At 51.3% G+C, this 15,959-nt stretch carries 16 protein-coding genes and 1 pseudogene; 9 read left to right on the top strand and 8 right to left on the bottom strand.

The window, feature by feature from the left end; genetic code table 11:
• Nucleotides 1–211 (bottom strand): annotated as a pseudogene (locus B5F88_RS15785) (hypothetical protein); the annotation flags it as partial.
• On the opposite strand from B5F88_RS15785, the gene B5F88_RS15780 reads away from it, so the two are divergent.
• Nucleotides 140–487 (top strand): DUF4368 domain-containing protein, encoded by a 348-nt coding sequence (locus B5F88_RS15780; RefSeq protein ID WP_343286476.1) that lies wholly within the window; start codon nucleotides 140–142, stop codon nucleotides 485–487. The pseudogene B5F88_RS15785 and the gene B5F88_RS15780 overlap by 72 nt on opposite strands.
• Nucleotides 488–512: 25 nt before the next feature.
• On the opposite strand, the gene B5F88_RS15775 is transcribed toward B5F88_RS15780, so the two are convergent.
• The 3 genes from B5F88_RS15775 to B5F88_RS15765 all read right to left on the bottom strand — a co-directional run bounded on the left by B5F88_RS15775 (nucleotide 513) and on the right by B5F88_RS15765 (nucleotide 4,683).
• Nucleotides 513–2,876 (bottom strand): hypothetical protein, encoded by a 2,364-nt coding sequence (locus tag B5F88_RS15775; RefSeq protein ID WP_140402151.1) that lies wholly within the window; start codon nucleotides 2,874–2,876, stop codon nucleotides 513–515.
• A complete protein-coding gene (locus B5F88_RS20350; protein WP_140402150.1) occupies nucleotides 2,869–4,353 on the bottom strand; it encodes a hypothetical protein in 1,485 nt (494 codons plus the stop codon). Before B5F88_RS20350 ends, B5F88_RS15775 begins: the two co-directional genes overlap by 8 nt.
• A 96-nt stretch (nucleotides 4,354–4,449) precedes the next feature.
• Complete coding sequence (locus B5F88_RS15765; protein ID WP_087348015.1) at nucleotides 4,450–4,683, bottom strand: helix-turn-helix transcriptional regulator; 234 nt, start codon at nucleotides 4,681–4,683, stop codon at nucleotides 4,450–4,452.
• A gap of 216 nt (nucleotides 4,684–4,899) precedes the next feature.
• Between B5F88_RS15765 and B5F88_RS21585 the strand changes: the two genes are divergently transcribed.
• Complete coding sequence (locus B5F88_RS21585; RefSeq protein ID WP_242959836.1) at nucleotides 4,900–5,052, top strand: hypothetical protein; 153 nt, start codon at nucleotides 4,900–4,902, stop codon at nucleotides 5,050–5,052.
• 320 nt (nucleotides 5,053–5,372) lie between these two features.
• Nucleotides 5,373–5,678, top strand: a complete 306-nt coding sequence (locus tag B5F88_RS15755) for a DUF6550 family protein (RefSeq protein WP_087348013.1) — start codon at nucleotides 5,373–5,375, stop codon at nucleotides 5,676–5,678.
• 45 nt (nucleotides 5,679–5,723) lie between these two features.
• Here the strand turns inward: B5F88_RS15755 and B5F88_RS15750 are convergent, their stop codons facing one another.
• A complete protein-coding gene (locus B5F88_RS15750; RefSeq protein WP_087348011.1) occupies nucleotides 5,724–6,692 on the bottom strand; it encodes a sigma factor in 969 nt (322 codons plus the stop codon).
• Nucleotides 6,689–7,813: a DUF6076 domain-containing protein gene (locus B5F88_RS15745; protein WP_087348009.1), complete on the bottom strand. Its 1,125-nt coding sequence runs from the start codon at nucleotides 7,811–7,813 to the stop codon at nucleotides 6,689–6,691. The genes B5F88_RS15750 and B5F88_RS15745 overlap by 4 nt, the downstream gene beginning before the upstream one ends.
• 148 nt (nucleotides 7,814–7,961) lie before the next feature.
• Here B5F88_RS15745 and B5F88_RS15740 point away from each other — a divergent pair, with 148 nt between their 5' ends.
• The 6 genes from B5F88_RS15740 (at nucleotide 7,962) to B5F88_RS15720 (ending at nucleotide 13,711) form a co-directional block, all read left to right on the top strand.
• Nucleotides 7,962–9,032 carry an AAA family ATPase gene (locus B5F88_RS15740; protein ID WP_087348007.1) on the top strand — a complete coding sequence of 357 codons (1,071 nt, stop codon included), beginning with the start codon at nucleotides 7,962–7,964 and terminating at the stop codon, nucleotides 9,030–9,032.
• 201 nt (nucleotides 9,033–9,233) lie between these two features.
• Nucleotides 9,234–9,545 carry a plasmid mobilization relaxosome protein MobC gene (gene mobC, locus B5F88_RS15735; protein ID WP_087348005.1) on the top strand — a complete coding sequence of 104 codons (312 nt, stop codon included), beginning with the start codon at nucleotides 9,234–9,236 and terminating at the stop codon, nucleotides 9,543–9,545.
• 3 nt (nucleotides 9,546–9,548) lie between these two features.
• Complete coding sequence (locus B5F88_RS15730; protein WP_087348003.1) at nucleotides 9,549–10,904, top strand: relaxase/mobilization nuclease domain-containing protein; 1,356 nt, start codon at nucleotides 9,549–9,551, stop codon at nucleotides 10,902–10,904.
• Between the two features lie 49 nt (nucleotides 10,905–10,953).
• The gene (locus tag B5F88_RS20780; RefSeq protein ID WP_162612212.1) at nucleotides 10,954–11,130 is read left to right on the top strand and encodes a hypothetical protein; all 177 of its coding nucleotides are present in this window, start codon (nucleotides 10,954–10,956) and stop codon (nucleotides 11,128–11,130) included.
• An 81-nt stretch (nucleotides 11,131–11,211) separates the two neighbouring features.
• On the top strand, nucleotides 11,212–12,870 hold the full coding sequence (locus tag B5F88_RS15725; protein WP_087348001.1) for a recombinase family protein: 1,659 nt from the start codon (nucleotides 11,212–11,214) through the stop codon (nucleotides 12,868–12,870).
• Nucleotides 12,871–12,880: 10 nt separating this feature from the next.
• The gene (locus B5F88_RS15720) at nucleotides 12,881–13,711 is read left to right on the top strand and encodes a recombinase family protein (RefSeq protein WP_087347999.1); all 831 of its coding nucleotides are present in this window, start codon (nucleotides 12,881–12,883) and stop codon (nucleotides 13,709–13,711) included.
• Here B5F88_RS15720 and B5F88_RS15715 read toward each other — a convergent pair.
• Both B5F88_RS15715 and B5F88_RS21150 read right to left on the bottom strand, forming a co-directional pair.
• A complete protein-coding gene (locus B5F88_RS15715; RefSeq protein WP_242959835.1) occupies nucleotides 13,623–15,317 on the bottom strand; it encodes an ATP-dependent DNA helicase in 1,695 nt (564 codons plus the stop codon). The genes B5F88_RS15720 and B5F88_RS15715 overlap by 89 nt on opposite strands.
• Before the next feature lie 331 nt (nucleotides 15,318–15,648).
• The coding region (locus B5F88_RS21150; RefSeq protein WP_204246258.1) for a hypothetical protein at nucleotides 15,649–15,959 on the bottom strand (311 nt) is incomplete at its 5' end.

Genomic DNA, 15,959 nt, shown 5'->3' with positions numbered 1-15,959 from the left:
ATGTTGCGTCACCATTTCCGAAGCCACCACCGTCGGGATTAAACTTGTATGCAAAGTAAGTTCCAATACAAATTACAAAGCAAAGGCAAGCAGCCATAGTTCCCCACTTAATCCAAACGGGTCTTTTAGATTTCTTTTTATAATTGAGAGCTTCATCAACATACTTCGTATCAAGCTCGCTCATAGCGTCAGAGAATTTCTTTGCATTCATACGAACACCTCTCTTTCTATGTTCATCTCCTTGGTCCGCAAATACACCCGCGCCCGCAAGCTAACGCCCAGAATGCTCAACGAGCTCATCGAGAAAATCGAGGTATTCAACGCCGAGAAGGTAGATGGGGTGTGGGAGCAACGGCTCCGTATCCACTACAACTGCGTGGGCGCCATCGAGATCGCCGACCTCATCCCGCTGCCCGCCCCGGAGGTGTCCGTAAACACAAGAAAAGGCGTAGTCGTCAACTACGCCCCATCCACCATCGCCGGATGAAAACAACAAAAAAAGACGAGTGTTCTTACAGCGTTTCAAATGCTATAAGAACACTCGCCATGGTGCGCCTGAAGGGACTCGAACCCACACGCATCGCTGCACGAGAACCTAAAGGTAGTGTCACCTTAATATCAATCTGCTTTCGATCTAACGCAAACTCCAGGACAAGCATATCTGTAACAAAGTCGTATCCGAGATTCACATTGATTGTATCACTATGTTTGCAACGTGTTTTAATGAATTTGGATCTATACGGACGCAAAACATCCTTAAGGACCGCGGGGTCATCTCCGGGCATTGCAGCACCGCAGTCACAGCAGATTGTGAATCCCTTACCACTAACACCATTGTTAAGCATGATGATTCGCTGATTGGGACGAACCGCCATTCGGATAACATCCTTTAAGACATCCAATCTCCCGGTAAGTACGCAGAGAGGAAGCACACCAAAGAGCAGTTCCAAGTCCTTATCTTTTGCGGGATTCTCCAAAATGCATTTTGCATCGGACAGGACACGGGTTAACTGGCCCAATAGGAGTTTGCTAAGGCCCAAACGCTTAAATGCAGATATCCGGAGAGACTGTTTTTCCTCAGAAACATATGGTTGGAACTTCTTAGCGCGTTTGCTTGGCCATGTCTCGAGAGCAGGTAAGCTTCCTATAAAACATTCACTCAGGACGGGGAGCATGTAATTATAAAGGCCTTTCGGCTCAATAAGCATATCCTCGACATATGGATGGGTCCAGATTATCTGCTTTTTGAGTCTTGTAAACTTCTGCGGTAATGCATCCGTCCACCCTTTTCCGAACATATTTTGAACCGACACAATAGAATCGTCAGCCTCGCTGATTCTTTCCACTATAGAAAGGTCACATTCATCTCCTAAAGTCAATTGTCCTGCTCCGGTTGCGTACATCGAAACAGACAGCACCTCAGCAATATCCTGTCCCCCAGGGCCTGCAATCAAAGTTGGCACATTGTTGATATGGGTTGCATACAGAAAAGCAGTGAGCATTGAGCAAAAGTCTGGTTCAATGCCCAACGCACATGACAAATTCTGATAGATTGCATCATATTCATTGCGCCAGCTTTCTGCGAGTTCAATATCCTCATCAGAATATTGGCCACTGGTACTGCTGTATTGCCATGAGGCAGGGGGATTCCCATACGGCAAAGTTGCATTTGACTGAGGCAGAAAAACAGAAATATCAGCAATGAATCCTGCCATATCTTTTTGCGCGTCAGCAATTTTCTGGCGCACTGCGACCAGCGTTTCTTTTCCAACCGATTCATATTGCGCTATCTCTGCAAGTAACCGATCAAGTTCACCTTGTTTTGTGGCAATTTCTGCAAGTAGTTCACTATGCTGATTTTTTGCAATGGATATTGTTTCTTCCATTTCTGAAACTTCTGCCTCAGCTTTGGCAATTTCAGCAGCATGAGAATTATGCCATTCCACGGATACGGCTTTTTCGCATAATTCTCTTAATTCATCGTGATTCTTTGCAATTTCAGCCAACACATTAACATCGATATCGCCGACCTTAATCAGTGCATCTGCTCGATTAACAAAATCATCAACTGCCTGTTTTGCTTGGTCCAAAGTGCAATTTAGTTTTTGAACAATCGCGTCGTACAAAGATTCACCGCAAATCTTCTCAAGAAGAAGTTTGCAATGTTTCCATTCTGCCTTGGTGGCACCAATACACTCCTTAAACAAAGGCCATGTGGTGCGTTCAAGAATGAGTGTACGAATAACCTCGTGTGTATTTCCTATTGAAACATATCCAGAAGGCTCTCCCACCTGAAGTGTTTTTAGAAATCTTAGGTTACGATCATCCCAATTATAGATGTCCCCGTAGGAAACTGTGTAGACGGGCAGGTAGTAGATAGTTTCCGAAAGTTTTGCGCATCGATCCACAATATTGAATTCATTTGCACGGCATAGCACTCCCGAAAGTTGTCCAACCTTCGATTCGTAGCAAAAAAGTGTGTTGCATAAATATGTTTGGGTATATACAGTTCCAGTTTTGAGTTGTGCAACGATATCCTCTATCGATTTTGCTTTGAGGGGCACAATGCGAACGGGGCAAACATCTTGAACATAATAAGACAGTATCTGATCGATTGCAGGGTTATCGGGCTTGGGAATGGCGCTCCATTCCCATACGCCTATTGTTCCGATGGCAGATGGTCCACCATCTCGGTATTGAAACTGATACTGATACCAACAATCACGATTTTCAAAACGATTATCCTCACGATCTGATTTAAACGGTATATGTAACTTGCCGTTTTCAATGTCTGCCAAACGATGCAACCATACGCGATCATCATGGTGGTCTTCAATATAACATAACGAAGTGAATGAAACTTCGGTATCAACCATTATTATCCCTCCCAAAATTATTTTGAATGGTTTTCCTGAGCAAATGTAAAGCTGTGCGGGAAATTTCGCCTCGCCGCAAAGCCATGCAGAGCCACTTTTGTGTTTGGGGATATTTTGAGAATTTACTGACAAAACTTCCAACCGCATGCGTTACAGGAATCATCGGGCCAGAGCAAGAGCTCAATTTTTTGACAAGTACAGCATCCAGCACCATAACATCCATGTTGACGGTTTCCTTCTCAAAACGAATGGAGCGGATGTAGTCGCAGCCTTGATAAAAATGTATCTCTGTGCCAAATGATAGTCCATCGATTGTTAATTGCTCCTCGCCAGAAAGCTTGTAGATATATTCAGTCTTACCATTTCTTTGAACCACAGCCTTCCCATCATACGGGCAAGAAACTGATATGCACTTTAATTTGGGGAGTTTTGCATAGCTCTCTTCATTCAGCGTGTTTCCAGAATGGTCAGATATGATTATTACTGGTAACGGTGCCTTTTTGCGCAAGGGTTGCTTTACCAAATAGGAGAATCCCAATGCTCCAGATTTTCCAAGTGAGATTAGCTGTTCTCTTTCCCTGGTATAAAGCTTGTATAATTTCCCGTCTTGAGTACCCAGCACATTCGCAGTTGCGGGGTATGATTTCAGTTCAGCATCATCACCGCATAAATAGAAATAAAACTCCGCTGAGTTGTGGTATATAAAATATGGATCCTGTATGTATGCTGGCCAGATAGGATAGAATTTTGTTGGTTTTTCGGTCAAGAAAATAGCATATTTAAGAAAAAACTTTGCGGAGCGTTCTGAAAACCTTTTAATGCGAATTTTATATAAATACCAACTATTGAAAGAGTTTGCGCGCGTTTGGGCTATTTCCGTTGCTTCGATATCTGCAGGAAAAGTATATATTGGGTGTCGTTGCAATAAATAATAAAAATTTCCGGCATACGCCTTTCCACCAGATTGGAGAATCTGGCCAGTTCGTCCGTCAAAGAAGGAGCCAGCCTGGTTGATTCCCGGTATATTGTCGGACCAAAATCTTCTTAATTCTGGATTAGCATTTACGTATTCAACACAGTAAATCTGGCTTGGAATAGAGCCAACACTCAAGTAGGTGGTTCCAATCCGCTCAATTCGCTCAAACGAGTACTCATAAACTTGGTGTGAATCTCCGGCTATCTTAATTTTGTCGCAGTGTGCCTTGTTGTCTGGAGGGTAGAAGAACCCTAATTGTAGAGAAAATATCGATCCTGTTACAACAAGACGCAAAGGCATTATATGGCTGTTAAGTGCTCGTAGCGATCGACCGTAGTTTGGATCAAAAGAGGCTTGGCGTTCGTCGCATTCTTTATTGGGAGAGGCCGGATCATGACGGAAGTGTTGAACATTCATACCAGGGGCGGTAAGTAAAACATTTTGTGCGCATAATTCACACACAAAATGGCCGCTTCGTGCTGACGCACCATAGGGATACATCTTGCAAGCCTCTTCTACCGTGATACGACGATATCCAATTTTAGAATCCCACACGCATACATGAGTTAATGGCATCCCTCGTCACCCTCGTTCTTGTTACAACGACTCGGAATTGTAAGCCGATGTGTCATCTCTGATAAAATCCATCATTTCTCCTGCATTACAATTCATAACATCTGCAATTTTAAGGAGAACCGATAGATTTACTTCTTGATTTTTGCGAAGTTTAGTGAAAGTAGCAGAAGAAAGTCCTGCACGCTTGCGAAGCTCAGCTTTGCTCATCTCTCGTTCAGCGCAAAGGACCCATAATTTTTTGTAAGTTACTTTCATGGTTTCACCCCGAATAAGAAGGATTTATAAAATTATACTACTACGGACCACATCTGTTTTCAACACATTTCGCTTTTTTACGAGTTGTTTCGATTGTATGAATTAAAGTTATCGCGAATCTAAACGCTTTTTGCTTTACGAGTGATTTTTAAAATATTTTGTTGGCTATTCCCCTCGTTTTGTGGTATGGTGTGTTGCTACCAGGAGGTGCAACACATGAAAACACAACTCAAGGACCTGTACGACTGCTTCTATACCCCACCCGAGTTTTCAGAGCAGAAGCAGGAAGTGGAAGAATGCCACCAGACACTGATCAAAGTACTGGAGAAGCCGGAACGGCGGCTGGTACTGCGAATTATGGATGCATAGAGTCTGATGGCGGAGGAACGCTCCATCGACAGCTTTATCTCTGGATTTGAGCTGGCGTGGCAGCTCTTCATGGAACTGAATCAATTTGAAAAAGAGCGCTCAGTGTCTCGCTGTACGACGAAGAGATCGGGCGCTCTTTCCATGTCCGGAAAGGAGGAAGCAACAAGAGAAAACGAATCATCACTGTCGCAGTGGTCGCCGCCTGTCTGGCCCTGTGTGCCGCTGTATGGCCACAGAACGAACCAGCCGGGGATACACCCGCGCTGCCCATGCCAGCCGCTGCAATCGCCATACAGCCCGAAATTCCGGAGATAGCAGAGATGGAAGAAGTCATATCGCCAGAGGAAGAAAAGGCGAAAGCAACACTGCCGGAACTGGGCGAGGAAGCTGACATTGTCCCGGAGCCATCGCCTGATCAAACGACCCCAGTAAGTGAAGTGCCGGTTCCACCTAAACAGGATGCCACACCACAGCAAGAACCGGAGCCTGCCCCGGCACCTGACGGCGAACCGGACAACATGGTCTATGTGCCGGGCTTCGGATGGATAGAAAGCCAGGGACCCAACCATGCGGAATACGCCGAGGATATGTACGAGAACGGTAATAAAATCGGGATCATGGGATAAATGAAAAGCAGTACGGTATCAGGACAAAGCCTGATGCCGCACTGCTTATTCTGTTTTCTGCCCCAATGCGTCGCTGAATATCTCATGGACGTGGATCAGCGAAGCGACTTCACAGAGAAACTGCTCCGCCAGTTCTTTTTCGTCCAGCCAGGTGGTCTGCGGCGGTACATAGTAACCGGAATCAGCCTCTGCATCCGCTCTGGCCTTGCGAATGGCTTTCTGGATGGAGAGCCACCGACCGTAAGCGCCGCCGTTCAACTGCTTTCTCACTTTCCGGATGGCAGCCTTATACGCTTTCTCCGCACCGCTGGGGCCGTTGTAGTTGAGCCGGATGGCCAGTTCCTGAAAGGTCATGCCCTGCTCGTTGGGCTGGCCGATCCCCAGATAACAGCGCACCAAATTCAGCTCTCTGGGGCTCAGCACTTCCTCCATACGCTGAAGGAGCAGCGTCCGCCGCACGAAGCGGTCGTAGGCTCTGGCCGGATCACCTCCACACCCCAGGTCAAAGACACGCTCGCCCAGAGCCTCGATCTGAAACACAGTGTGGTATTCTTCCAGCAGACGCTTGGCTACTTTGACGGAGACTTCCAACTTCTCTTGAATGGCAGTCAGCAAATCTTCTTCGGCACCCTCCTGCTCGTGTGTGGCATAGAGGAACGCCACCTGGCGCAGCTGGCGGTAACGGCCCAGCGGGAGCGACAGAGAGAAGGAACCCTGGGCGGCGCAGTCCCGCATGGCCGTCTCAATAGCGGAAGTCGCATAGGTCAGCAACTTGGTTCCCATGGATGGGTCAAACCGCCGCGCCGCGTCCAGCAGCGCCAGCGCCCCCTCTTGCTTGAGGTCGTCCACCAGAAAGTCCTGAGAAAACTGCTCGCAGTAGCTTGTGGCCAGCATGGTCAGGTACCCCTCATTCTGGGAAAGCAGGAGCGGTGCTGCCTGCGGATCGCCGTCCTGTATGCGCTGGGCCAGTTGCTCGTTGCTGGGGCAGGGAGTGTTACAGTGGTACATGCTCATGGCCGGGCCTCCCGGGCAAGGCGTGCTCTCGCCTGGGCGTAAATCGCTTCCTGCTCCATGTCGTGTGCATAGCCGCTGGCGGCATAGTCGTTGTCCATGAGCGCCTTATCCCGGAGGCTCTCCGCCACATACAGTGCTTCATTGCGCAGTTCGTCGGAGATTTTTCCTCTCTGGTGGTGCTTGCGGATGGTATTGGTGCGGGTGGTGAACAGGCGGTAGACGGGGTGCTGTTTGTTTTGCTCCTTCTGCCGCATCATGGCGCCGTACTGCCGGCAGGTCATGCGGGGGTCCTGGGGCGCAATGCCATCGCAGTATTTTGGCATATGGCCGTTGGTGGTGAGAAAATATGTTCCACAGCCACAGCACCGGCTGGGCGCATGGCCGTGCTGCAGTCCGTTCATCAGGTCAAAGATGTAGAAGCTGATGGCATGGTCAAAGAAATACCGGTTTACAAATACGGTTTCCTTTTCCTGTTTCGGGTGTCGGGCAAAGACATAGGAGGATCTCAGATCCGGTGTGATGGTGAATGGCTCAATATCCGGTACCGGCAAATCACGCATCATATCCCAAAACCATTCGCTGTTGAAGCAGTCGTGGGCGGCCATGGCGAAGAAGGTCTCCGTCCGCTTCTTCAGCCGCCGCAGATAGCCCTCCTCAAAATATCGTGCCGCCACGGTGAAGTGCTGGATACCCAGGGGGATACTGAAAGCAGCCACCAGATAGCGGAAGAAAAATTCCCGAGCAGGCGAAGCTGGCTTCAGCAGATCGTTGTGGGATGCTGGGGAAAACAGCACCTCCAATGTGTGCTGCTCCTGCCCTTTGTCCATCAGGTTGAACGGAGGACAGTGCCACAGGGCATCCAGCAGCTTCTCCAGAGAGGCGCGGGTCTCGTCCAGCAGTTTGATAAATTCACCTCGCCCGGCCAAGGCCAGGGCCTCCACCTGATGGCTGATAGCGCCGCCGTGGGTGACCAGTTCCCGTATGGTCTCATCGGGAACATTCAACAGTTCGGCGGAAAAGTGTCCGGCCGGGTAGACGGTCTCGTTAAAAAAGATCTGATCCTGCCAGACATCCATTGTCAGGTGCAGGAAATTGTTGTTCTGTTGGGTACCCAGCGGCATAGGGCCACCTCCTCTGTCCTATATCTGTTTTCTGCCTGTCTTGCGATATTCTCATTTTATCAAAATCCCCCCAATAATCAAGTGAAAGGACAAGAGCCACGGTGGCCGCGTGGTCTCTGTCCTTATCTTTTTACAAGGGGATGATCCTATGAGTAAAACAAAACGACTGGAAACCATTGACGGCGAGAGCCTGATGAGCCTGCCGCTGACGCCGCTCAACTTCGTGGTGGACACGCTGCTGTCCCAGGGGCTGCACATCCTTGCCGGCTCTCCCAAGGTGGGAAAGTCTTGGCTGGCTCTGTGGCTGTCCGTCATGGTGGCCAAGGGCGAACCGGTCTGGGGGATGTCCGTGAAGCAAGGCACCACCCTCTATCTCTGCCTGGAGGACTCCACCCTCCGCATTCAGAACCGGCTGTTCGAAATCACGGAGGATGCCCCCGCCAATGTTCACTTCACCACCCAGAGCGACATTCTGGGAAAGGGGTTGGAGGAACAGCTCCGCACCTTCCTTGACGAACACCCTGACACGGTGCTGGTCATTATCGACACTCTGCAGATGGTACGCCCGGTACGCGACGCTACCTACGCCAACGACTACCGTGACCTCTCTACTCTGAAACAGATCGCGGATGCCCACGGCATCGCCATTCTGCTGATCCATCATCTGCGCAAGGAGAGCGCTGACGATGTGTTCAATCGCATCTCCGGGACCACTGCCATCAGCGGTGCGGTGGATTCCAGCTTTACGCTGGTGGAGGAACGGCGGGGAAGCGGCAGGGCAAAGCTTTCCTGTATTGGCCGTGACATTGAATACCGGGAGCTGACACTGGAGCGCAACGGTGAAAATGTGTGGGAGTTGGTGTCGGACAGCCGGACACAGCCAGAGCTGCTGGGCGATCGCATCGTCTATCTTCTCTCTGAACTGATGCGTGACCGAACCGAATTTATCGGCACTCCCACAGAGCTGTCTGAACGAATCGACCCTGTGGGTGTGGAGCGTATCTCCCCCAAGAAAGTGTCCCGACAGATCGTGCAAAACCTTGACGCACTAAGCAAAATCGGCATTTCCGTTGTGGTGCGCCGCAGCAACGGAAAGCGGCTCATTGAGCTGCGCCGTGCCGAAAGTGACGATACCCAAGGTGTCCCGGCAGTCGACCCTGTTGACCCTGCCGGGGCGCCGTGCGGCCATTTGCGGGCGGTTTCCGGGCGCAGCGAGTAACCCACCACAAAGCAAGAAAAACGCCGTGTTGGCCGTTTGTGGCCGAAGGAGGAGTGCAGGTGTCCGGCGCGGTGAAATCACCTCCCTGGAGGTGGCCAGCATCGCGTTTGTCTGGTCACCGGCACAGCCGCCGCCCGCCTTCCGCCTGTTTGCGGGGCACTGCCCCACACCCCATTTTTACGAAAGACTGGAGGAAACGACATGAAAAAAGACATCAAATTCAGCACCCGGATGGCGTCCGCAGACCGGGAGGCCATCAAGGAATTGGCGAAACGCTCCGGGATGTCCATGAGCGACTATGTGACGGCCTGCTGTTTGGGAAAGCAGGTGGTGATCGTTGATGGACTGAAAGAAGTGCTCAAGGAGCTGAAGTCCATCGGCAGAAATCTGAATCAGCTTGTCACCCTGGCGCACATGGGACGCGTCACGGTGATCAATCTGGACAGCGTGCGCCAGGCATTCTCTGAACTCTGCGCCGCTGTCCGGCTGATTCTGGAACGAAAGAAGTGGTGAAAAATGGCGATTATCAGCTTCACTAACTACAAACGAGGACAGACCACCGGATGCATGGGAGCCGTGATGCGGTACACCATGCAGGACAAGAAAACTGAGTTCGAGGGGCAGCGGTTGATCACAGGCATCAACTGCCAGCCGGAATCTGTCTACGCGGATTTCATGACCACCAAGCGGCTGCATCACAAAACCGACGGTGTGCTGTTCTACCACATGGTGCAGAGCTTTCCAAAAGGCGAAGCGGTCGATCCGGTCACCGCTCATGCGGCGGCACTGAAGCTGGCTGAGTACTATGAGGGCTATGAAGTCCTGGTCTGCACCCACACAGACCGGGAACACATTCATTCCCACTTTCTCATCAACTCGGTCAACTTCGATACCGGAAAGAAACTGCACATCGCAAAGGACCAGCTTCAGGAACTGCGACAGCGCAACGATCACGTCTGCGTGGAATTTTCTCTCCCTGTGTTTAAGCCAACGGACGGGAAAGAGAAAACCAAAACCATGTCCATCGGTGAGTATCACACCGCAGCCCGTGGCCAGAGCAAAAAGCTGCAGCTCATGAATATCATCAACGACTGTATGCGCCACGCATCCAGCCGTGAGGAGTTCATTGCACTGATGGAGAGCGAGGGCTATAAGGTCCGCTGGGAAGCGTCCCGACGGAATATCACCTACACCACACCCAGCGGCTGGCAGTGCCGTGACCGCCTGCTGTTCGGTGACAAATATCTAAAGGAGAATATGGAATATGAATTCAGGATCAGAGCAGAAATTATCTATGGACGAGCTGTTGGAGAAGAACCGACCTGCGCAGGTGGTACAGCCTACGCCGCAGCCTCCGGCGCAGGAGCTGACACCGCCTCCCGAAGTACATCCCACGAAAGCGGAGTGGGAGGATCTGCTGAGCGACCTCTACACACTGGGGTACCACACCGAGAGACAGACTGGCTATCTGAAGAAGATAAACGAACTGCTTGCGCAGCTTCCGACCCGGACGCAGATGGAGGAGCTGCTGAAAGCGGTGAAGCATCTGGAGCAGATGAGCGAACAGGCTGGGAAGCGGAACGAGAAGCGTTTTTCTCTGCCCAGCATCAGACGGCCCAGACTGCGGCTGCCACATCTGGATGGTCCCACATGGGCGGTCCTGCTGATGGGAGCGGCAGCATTTCTTCTGCTATGGTGGGGCTTGGGTACCGTCTGGAGCAGTCTCAGCCTGTTGCTCCCGTGATGGACAGCACCACCATGCGCCCTCACACAGACAGGAAAACGCTCCGTAAGCAGCAGCAAAAGAAAATCGCCCAAGGCCATGCCCAGGACGATCACGAAGAAGAACAGACTTGGCAGCAGACCATGTGACGGTCTGCTATTTTTATTGCCCGAATTGGTTTCGGGGGAAAGGAACGCTATGGGTAAAAAGAAAAAAGAATGCAACATCAAAAGTGTCATGTATTCCTATGTGGGGACAGATGACCAGTTCGATCACTTCCTGAAAATGATGCTCCACGACTATTTGTCTGTGGATGATCCCTACACAAAGCAGCCCGCTGATTCTGTTGGTAAGGTAGAAAATGAAGTGGCCTGATTTGTTTTGATAGCTATTCAAAAACTTGTGTGCTATGGTGTGTCGTGAGTAATCGGCACACCATAGCGGAAAGGAACAATCATGAAAGTCTGGCTCTATTACCGCTTGTCCAGAGATGAGGATGAAGAACTCAATTCACTAAATAACCAGAGAAAAATCATATATAACTTTGCCGTCAGCAACGGCCACCAAGTGGTTGGCGAATCCTTCGATGACAATGTTAGCGGTATGCACTTCAACCGTGAGGGCATCGACAAAATCTATGAAGTGGTCGAGGCAGGGAAAATTGAAGCCATCATCGTCAAAGACCTGTCCCGCCTGGGCCGGCACCGGACACAGACCGCACTCTTCATTGATTACCTCCGTGAACGCAATGTGCGGGTCCTGTCCGCAACAGAAAACATCGATACCTTTAACGAGAACGATGATCTCATCATTGGCTTCAAGGGACTGGTCAACGACTTCTACGCCCGTGATGGCAGCCGCCGTGTGCGGACCGGTTACCGGCAGAAGCAAAAGGAGGGCATCGTGACCATTCCGCCCTTCGGATATTTCAAGGACAAGAACACCAAGAAGGTCGTCGTTGTTGAGGAAGCTGCCGAAACTGTCCGCATGATTTTCTCCGCCTATATCGGCGGCAGCGGGATGAAAGCCATTGCCCGTACATTGAACGAACAGAGAAGAAAAACGCCCGCGCTCATGCAGATGGAGCTGTTAAACAAGCGACTGCCCAACACACAGGATAGGATACTCAAGAAATATCTGTGGGACGCGACGATGGTTGGCCGTATCCTTAAGGATGAGAGCTACATCGGCACGCTGATCTGCCACAAAAGCGAGCGCAATAAAATCAATAAGACCTTCCGCTTCACCGACCCGGAGGAACAGTTCCGCCATGAAAACTATCTACCGATGATCGTGACCCGTGAGACATGGGAAGTGGCGCAGACACTTCTTGCGGAGCGCAAGGCAAAAAATACCCGGGCCGGTACCAACAAGGGTATCCTTCGGTACGGAGGCCTGCTGCGCTGCCAGGACTGCGGCCGGACTTTCATCGGCAAACGGATCAAGCTGAAGGACGGTGAACGGGTGGTCTATGTCTGTGATACCTACCATCGGTATGGCAAGGAACATTGCTCCTCTCACATGGTAGATGAGGTAGCACTGGATCGCCTGATCGGCGCGGAGCTCCTGCGGACAAAGGAACTGTACGAAGAAAACTGGTCAAGACTGGAGTGGTTCATTGAAAAATGGACGCCCAAAGCCTCCATGGCCAGTGCCAAAATAAGCAAACTGCAAGAACACATTCTCCTGCTGGAGGAGGAAGTGGAGGTGATCTTGATGGAACGCATCCGGGATAAGGCCAACGCGGAACGCTATGACCGAATGATCGCAAAGCGTGAGGAGCAGATCGCGGAGGCCAAAAAGCAGATCGAGGAACTGCAGAACATCTCAGAAATGCTTCGCATCCGCCAGGCCAAGCTAAAGCGAGACATCAGCCTGATCGACGATATTCTTCAAGACGGCAAAATGTCGGAGGCACATCTGAAAATGCTGGTTGAAAAAATCCTTGTTCACGAGGAAGATGGCAAACTGGATTTAGAGATCCGGCTGAAAGCGCCCTTCCGGGATCATCTGGACATCTTCGAAAATGGGGAGCAAACGGACTCCATCCTCTCCGCGGAGTTCGATTATGACCGACTGGGTGCCATCATTTATGGAGACTACTATGCGGGATAGGTGATAACAGATGCGGGTATGGATCTATGCGCGACTATCAAACGATGATGACCAGGAGATGAACTCTCTCCTGAACCAGCAGGAGATCTGCCATGGATTTGCCGAGCAGCATGGGTACACCATTGTGGGACAGTCTTCCGATGACAATGTGAGCGGCATGAAGTTCAACCGCCGTGGGCTGGACGAGCTCACGGCGGCTGTGGACGCTGATAAAATCGATGCTGTCATCGTAAAGGATTTGTCACGACTTGGCCGCCACAGGACCCAGACCGCGTTGTTTATTGACTATCTGCGGGAACACCAAGTTCGGGTGATCTCCGCAACGGAAGGGATCGATACCTTTCGCGACGAGGATGATTTGATGATCGGTGTGCGCGGCCTGATGAACGATTACTACGCCAGGGACATCAGCAAAAAGATCCGGGCCGGGTATCGTCAGAAACAGCGGGAGGGCATTGTGATCACACCGCCCTTTGGCTATCGGAAAGACCGCAACACCAATACGATTGAACTTCACCCGGAGGCATCAGAAACCGTGCGGATCGTCTATTCTCTGTACTTACAGGATCATGGACAAAAAGAAATTGCCCGCAGGCTCAATGCGCTGGGACGAAAGACGCCAGCACAACTCCGGGCGGAGCAATGCGGCAGAGAAGTCTGTACGGCAAGCAAAACCAGTGATGGGAGCTATGTATGGACATATGCCAGCGTAAAAAATATCCTGGTGGAGGAGGCCTATACCGGGGTGCTGATCAACCACCGCTCGGAAACCAACGGCGGTATGCCTCTCTCTTTTTTTCTTGCAAGGCGTCCGGATATTGGAACGGTAGTCGGGGGATGACCAGCAAAGAGACACAGTCTCCGGGAAAGTCAAAACCCTCCCAGGCGGCGCCGGTGGCAAACAGGACGCTTCCGGGTGCCGCCTTGAACTGGGCCATGGTGTGCGGGGCGTTCCGTCCCATGGTAAACAGCGGGAATGGAAGGGGGTGCTGCTTCAAACGATCCTTCACAGCGGACATGGCTGCATAAGAAGTGAACAGTACCAACGCATGGCCGTGGACCGCGATCAGTAATGTACGGATCTCCTCGGCCAGCTTGGCAAAATAGTCCGCTTCGTGCTGCCTGGGCGGCATCGTGGGAAAATAGAGCAGGCAGTTTTTCCGGTAATCAAAGGGAGAGGGCGAAACAGATTCCTCCACCCGAGAGTTATCGGTGAGGCCAGCCTCCTCTTTGAAACGACAAAAGTCTTTACCTATGGCCAATGTTCCGGAAGTAAGGAGGACGGGCTGGGGCTGTGACCAGAGTGTTGCTTGGAGCTGGGCAGTCAGGTCGGAGATGGAGGCGCACAGCAATGTGCCGCCATCGTCATCCGCCGCAGTGTAGAATACCAGGTCAGAGCGTTCCTCCAAAAACAGATGGACTGCGGAGGATATCCGATCCAATTCCTTTTTGGCGGTTGGTGTCAGTACCCCGCCGATCTGGCTCTGAATGGTAGCCAGGGTTCGGGCTGGCCCTATCATGTGTCGGACATAGTCCGAAAAAGGGCGATCACCATCATGAGGCAGTGACATAAGCTTCAGAAGCGCCGACGCCATATCAGCCAGGGATTCCGATGCCAGCAGATATCGTTCCGCCCGTAGGATGCGGATCAGCGTGCGGATGTCCTTGGCTGCCAGGGTAACGCCAAACATCTGTCGGGCAGTCTCAGGCAGTTTGTGTGCTTCATCAATAATCAAAGCAGCAACGTCCGGCAGGATGGGGCGGTGACCGCTGCCACGATGGATGGCGTCTGCCAGTAGCAGATTATGGTTGCAGATCTGAAACAGATAGCGGTCAGAGTTGCAGGCTTCCATATAGCAGAGGTACCGGCAGCTATCCCTGCGGCAATCACAAATCGTGGGGACACACACACGATTTCGGTCATACTGACTGAGATGGGGGGCTTGGTCTGCGTCCAAATGATCCCGCAGGGAGAGGAGTGCCTGGGCGGCCAGCGGATTTTTTCGTTCCAGGTCTACCTGCCGCAGGCGGCGCATCAGACGCTCATCACAGACATAGTGGCCTTTTCCTTTTCGAATGACCGCCCGGATGGGGGCCTGGATCAACTTATCCTCCAAAAGAACAGAGGAGAGGAACGGGATGTATTCCTCCCTTACCGCCGTTTGCAGGGCGATGCTGGAGGTGGAAATGAGGATGGGCTGGAAAGGGATGTTCTCCCGGCTCAACGCGCGAGAAAAAGAAACACCAGCCACCAGATAGGCGTAGGTCTTGCCGATTCCCGTTCCTGCGTCACTTAAAGCAATTTTGCTGTGAATCATGGCATCCAGCATCTTGTGGCTCAACTCGATCTGGCTGGGCCGGGCCGTCATGCCATGGCTTGGGAAGAGGTCCTGAAAGATATGGTCGATCTCATGATGTGCGACCTGCCTGTTATGATAGCTAATCATTTGTAAAATCTCCTATTTGAATAAGTGAGTTGTTTTGCTGTTTGTTCTCGTCGTATTCGCAGCTCGCCCCCCGACGATGGGGAACAGTACGGATCGGCTTCCGGCAAGAAGCCGCACGGGCTTTTACCTGGAGTCTCTACTGCTTTCAACTCCAGGGCAGCGCCGCCTGTCTTACGCGCAGGCCATGCAAGGTGTCTCATTGTGTACCCAAACAGCGTCATTGCAAAAGCGCGTGCCATAGCGCCCCATGCAGGTGGCGTTCTCGCTCGGCCCAGGGCAGAGGCCCTGGGTGTCATGGCGCGCGCTGCATGACGCTCAACTGTTCAGGCGGTTATCCGTACTGCTGGTATGAACTTTTCAACGCCTCATGAAATGCCATCACAGCTGAGAATGAAAATATAGTCTGTGCGTTAACCGAAGGATTTGCTAAACTGAATACAGCAGGCGTAGTCCGGTTGCACCTTGGTGGATTTTCACCCCGTTTGTTCAACGTGGACGAGTTGCCCAAGAGAACAGCAGTATGTTGCGTCACATAAGTGAAGAGCACGAGTAGCAAAGTTCGGATACCCACCCGGGCAATTCCCAGCCTGCATAATTCAGGGAGGGATTTGATGCAAGACATATTGACCTGCGCCATGGGAC

Source organism: Flavonifractor sp. An306 (assembly GCF_002159455.1).
Lineage (GTDB): Bacteria > Bacillota > Clostridia > Oscillospirales > Oscillospiraceae > Flavonifractor.
This window is presented reverse-complemented; position numbering and strand designations above follow the sequence as displayed.

Excerpts from the sequence above, each read along its gene's own strand:
- mobC (WP_087348005.1), top strand. The coding sequence starts at position 9,234 with ATGAAAAAAGACATCAAATTCAGCACCCGGATGGCGTCCGCAGACCGG.
- B5F88_RS15775 (WP_140402151.1), bottom strand. The coding sequence starts at position 2,876 with ATGGTTGATACCGAAGTTTCATTCACTTCGTTATGTTATATTGAAGAC.
- B5F88_RS20780 (WP_162612212.1), top strand. The coding sequence starts at position 10,954 with ATGGGTAAAAAGAAAAAAGAATGCAACATCAAAAGTGTCATGTATTCC.
- B5F88_RS15730 (WP_087348003.1), top strand. The coding sequence starts at position 9,549 with ATGGCGATTATCAGCTTCACTAACTACAAACGAGGACAGACCACCGGA.
- B5F88_RS15745 (WP_087348009.1), bottom strand. The coding sequence starts at position 7,813 with ATGCCGCTGGGTACCCAACAGAACAACAATTTCCTGCACCTGACAATG.
- B5F88_RS15750 (WP_087348011.1), bottom strand. The coding sequence starts at position 6,692 with ATGAGCATGTACCACTGTAACACTCCCTGCCCCAGCAACGAGCAACTG.
- B5F88_RS15720 (WP_087347999.1), top strand. The coding sequence starts at position 12,881 with ATGCGGGTATGGATCTATGCGCGACTATCAAACGATGATGACCAGGAG.
- B5F88_RS15740 (WP_087348007.1), top strand. The coding sequence starts at position 7,962 with ATGAGTAAAACAAAACGACTGGAAACCATTGACGGCGAGAGCCTGATG.
- B5F88_RS21585 (WP_242959836.1), top strand. The coding sequence starts at position 4,900 with ATGAAAACACAACTCAAGGACCTGTACGACTGCTTCTATACCCCACCC.
- B5F88_RS20350 (WP_140402150.1), bottom strand. The coding sequence starts at position 4,353 with ATGTATCCCTATGGTGCGTCAGCACGAAGCGGCCATTTTGTGTGTGAA.
- B5F88_RS15725 (WP_087348001.1), top strand. The coding sequence starts at position 11,212 with ATGAAAGTCTGGCTCTATTACCGCTTGTCCAGAGATGAGGATGAAGAA.
- B5F88_RS15715 (WP_242959835.1), bottom strand. The coding sequence starts at position 15,317 with ATGATTAGCTATCATAACAGGCAGGTCGCACATCATGAGATCGACCAT.
- B5F88_RS15765 (WP_087348015.1), bottom strand. The coding sequence starts at position 4,683 with ATGAAAGTAACTTACAAAAAATTATGGGTCCTTTGCGCTGAACGAGAG.
- B5F88_RS15755 (WP_087348013.1), top strand. The coding sequence starts at position 5,373 with ATGGAAGAAGTCATATCGCCAGAGGAAGAAAAGGCGAAAGCAACACTG.